Origin of the sequence: Streptomyces sp. NRRL WC-3549 (genome assembly GCF_000721935.1) — a bacterium.
In the GTDB taxonomy this organism is placed as follows: Bacteria; Actinomycetota; Actinomycetes; order Streptomycetales; family Streptomycetaceae; genus Streptomyces.
Genome location: NZ_KL585420.1, coordinates 133,702 through 136,923, shown reverse-complemented (window position 1 = coordinate 136,923; position 3,222 = coordinate 133,702). Strand labels below are relative to the sequence as shown.

Annotated in this window: 2 protein-coding genes and 2 pseudogenes; all 4 read left to right on the top strand. The window is 69.5% G+C overall.

The features are described 5' to 3' along the window. Positions 1–308, top strand: a pseudogene (locus IH13_RS0125200) (hypothetical protein); the annotation flags it as partial. A gap of 141 nt (positions 309–449) precedes the next feature. Beyond that, complete coding sequence (gene ald / locus IH13_RS0125195) at positions 450–1,565, top strand: alanine dehydrogenase (protein WP_031088129.1); 1,116 nt, start codon at positions 450–452, stop codon at positions 1,563–1,565. Positions 1,566–1,934: 369 nt separating this feature from the next. After that, a complete protein-coding gene (locus IH13_RS0125190; RefSeq protein ID WP_031088127.1) occupies positions 1,935–3,053 on the top strand; it encodes a ParA family protein in 1,119 nt (372 codons plus the stop codon). Further along, a pseudogene (locus IH13_RS44905) lies at positions 3,038–3,222 on the top strand (hypothetical protein); the annotation flags it as partial. The gene IH13_RS0125190 and the pseudogene IH13_RS44905, both read left to right, overlap by 16 nt.

Sequence of the window (3,222 nt, the reverse complement as noted above, 5' to 3'; positions counted from 1 at the left end):
CCGCCGCGGCGGGCCACCGCAGGCTCGGCGACCCCGCCGCCCAGGCGCGGGCGCTCAGCGAGGCGGCCAGGGTGCAGGAGTACGCGGGACGGCCGCAGGAGTCGCTGCACACCTGCCGCGAGGCGGTCGGCCTGGCGCGCGGGGCGGGCGACGTACGGCTGCAGGCGGCCCTGGAGCTCAGGCTGGCGGACACGCTGGACCGGCTCGGCGACCCCGCGGCCGCCGGACTGCACAGGGGGACGGCCGAACGACTGCTGGGTGACGCGAGCACCGCCTGCGAAATCCGCAGTGCTTCGACGGAAAGTTAATGCTTTGTAAGGCTAGACAGGGGGAAGCCCTTCATTAATGATGGTTGCGCCGCGCATCCCTGCGGTGCTTCCCCTAGGCTCGGCGCATGCGGGTACCCCCGTCATGCCCGAGCTACCTTCGAGCCAAGGACCGTGATCGACGTGAAGGTCGGCATCCCCCGCGAAGTCAAGAACAACGAGTTCCGGGTGGCGATCACACCCGCCGGAGTGCATGAGCTGGTCCGTCACGGCCACGAGGTCCTCGTCGAGCGGCACGCCGGCGAGGGGTCCTCCATCCCGGACGAGGAGTACCTCGCCGCCGGCGCGCGGATCCTGGCCACCGCCGACGAGGTCTGGGCCGCCGCCGACCTGGTGCTCAAGGTCAAGGAGCCGGTCGCCGAGGAGTACCACCGCCTCCGCAAGGGCCAGACGCTCTTCACCTATCTGCACCTCGCCGCCTCCCGCGCCTGCACGGACGCCCTGCTGGAGTCGGGTACGACCGCCATCGCCTACGAGACCGTGGAGACCGCGAACCGCGCGCTTCCGCTGCTCGCCCCGATGTCCGAGGTCGCGGGCCGGCTCGCCCCCCAGGTCGGCGCGTACCACCTGATGCGCTCGGCCGGCGGGCGCGGTGTGCTCCCCGGCGGCGTGCCCGGCACCGGCTCGGCCCGGGCCGTCGTGATCGGCGGCGGCGTCTCCGGCTGGAACGCCACGCAGATCGCCGTCGGGCTCGGCTTCCACGTCACGCTGCTCGACAAGGACATCAACAAGCTGCGCGAGGCCGACCGGATCTTCGGCACCAAGGTGCGCACGGTCGTCTCCAACGCCCTCGAACTCGAGAAGGCCGTCGTCGAGGCCGACCTCGTCGTCGGTGCCGTGCTGATCCCCGGCGCGAAGGCCCCGAAGCTGGTCACCAACGAGCTGGTCGCCCGGATGAAGCCCGGAAGTGTTCTTGTCGACATCGCGATCGACCAGGGCGGCTGCTTCGAGGACTCCCACCCGACCACCCACGCCGACCCGACCTTCGCGGTCCACGACTCGGTCTTCTACTGCGTGGCGAACATGCCGGGCGCGGTGCCCAACACCTCGACCTACGCGCTCACCAACGCCACCCTGCCCTACATCCTGGAGCTCGCCGACCGCGGCTGGGCCGAGGCGCTGCGCCGTGACCCGGCGCTGGCCAAGGGGCTCAACACCCATGGCGGGCAAGTGGTTTACCGCCAGGTGGCCGAGGCGCACGGGCTCGACCACATCGAACTGGACACGCTTCTCGGCTGAGTGGTCAACACCCTCCGTCAACCTCATGCGTCCGGCCGGACCTTGCACCGCGAGGTCCGGCCGGACGCGTGCCGGGCTCCGGACGCGACCCCCGCCAACTCGCCGGAGACGTAACCCTCTACCCTTTTTGCACCCCGGCGAATGGCGCACGCCGGGCGCCGTGCACTCTTGACAGGAGGGTGTTCGATTGCCGACACATCGGGCCGTGTCCGGCGGATTGTGTTGCTGCGAACCGGTGACACGCCATAGAGTCGCCAATCGTCGGCATGGTGCCACGCTGACCTATCGATAAGTTTCCTGGTCCCATCCAAGGAGGTAAGACGACTTGTGAATGAGTCGACAATTACTCCCGGGGGTGGTCGACCAGGGATGCCTGTACGGGGTCTGAGCCCGAGCGGGCTCGAAGCTGTCGGCTCCGTCGCAGTCCGCACCTTCGCCACCCACCAGCACATGACGACAGCCCCCCAGATGATGGACGGCCTACACGTGAACGCCATGGCCGGCAACGAGAGTGGCCGAGATTCCGCCCACCTCGCCGACTTCGCCGAGGTGCCCGAGGGGCACTTCTACGACCCCGATGCCGAGTACGAGCCCGACCCGGAGTACGCGGCCACCCTCGCGCCCGACGCCGCTCGCCAGCGCCGCGAGCGGATCGGCCCGACCGGCCGGCCGCTGCCGTACTTCCCGATCCCCGGTCCGCTGAACGATCACGGCCCCGCCAAGATCATCGCGATGTGCAACCAGAAGGGCGGCGTCGGCAAGACCACGTCGACCATCAACCTGGGCGCGGCACTCGCGGAGTACGGACGACGTGTCCTGCTCGTCGACTTCGACCCGCAGGGTGCCCTGTCGGTCGGCCTCGGGGTCAACCCGATGGAGCTCGACCTCACGGTCTACAACCTGCTCATGGAGCGGGGCATGGCCGCCGACGAGGTGCTGCTGAAGACGGCCGTGCCCAACATGGACCTGCTCCCGAGCAACATCGACCTCTCCGCCGCCGAGGTGCAGCTGGTCAGCGAGGTGGCCCGCGAGTCGACGCTGCAGCGCGCCCTGAAGCCGCTGATGGCCGACTACGACTACATCGTGATCGACTGTCAGCCCTCGCTCGGTCTGCTCACCGTGAACGCCCTGACGGCGGCTCACAAGGTGATAGTCCCGCTGGAGTGCGAGTTCTTCGCGCTGCGCGGTGTGGCACTGCTCACCGAGACGATCGAGAAGGTCCAGGAGCGGCTCAACCCCGAGCTGGAGCTCGACGGCATCCTCGCCACCATGTACGACTCCCGCACCGTGCACAGCCGAGAGGTGCTGGCACGCGTGGTCGAGGCCTTCGACAACCACGTCTACCACACGGTCATCGGCCGCACGGTCCGCTTCCCGGAGACCACCGTCGCCGGTGAGCCCATCACCACGTACGCGTCCAACTCGGTCGGCGCCGCCGCCTATCGCCAGCTCGCCAGGGAGGTGCTCGCCCGGTGTCACGCCGAGTGAGTCTGCCCGGTGCCGACGAGCTGTTCCGTACGACCGGAGGCATGGGCCTCCAGGCTTCATCCCCCGCCGACCGGCGACGCAAGGCCAACGGCGAGGCGCAGACACCCGCTCCGGGCGGGACGAACGACTCCCCTTCGGCGGAGACGGCAGGCCAGGGCGGACCGCGGAC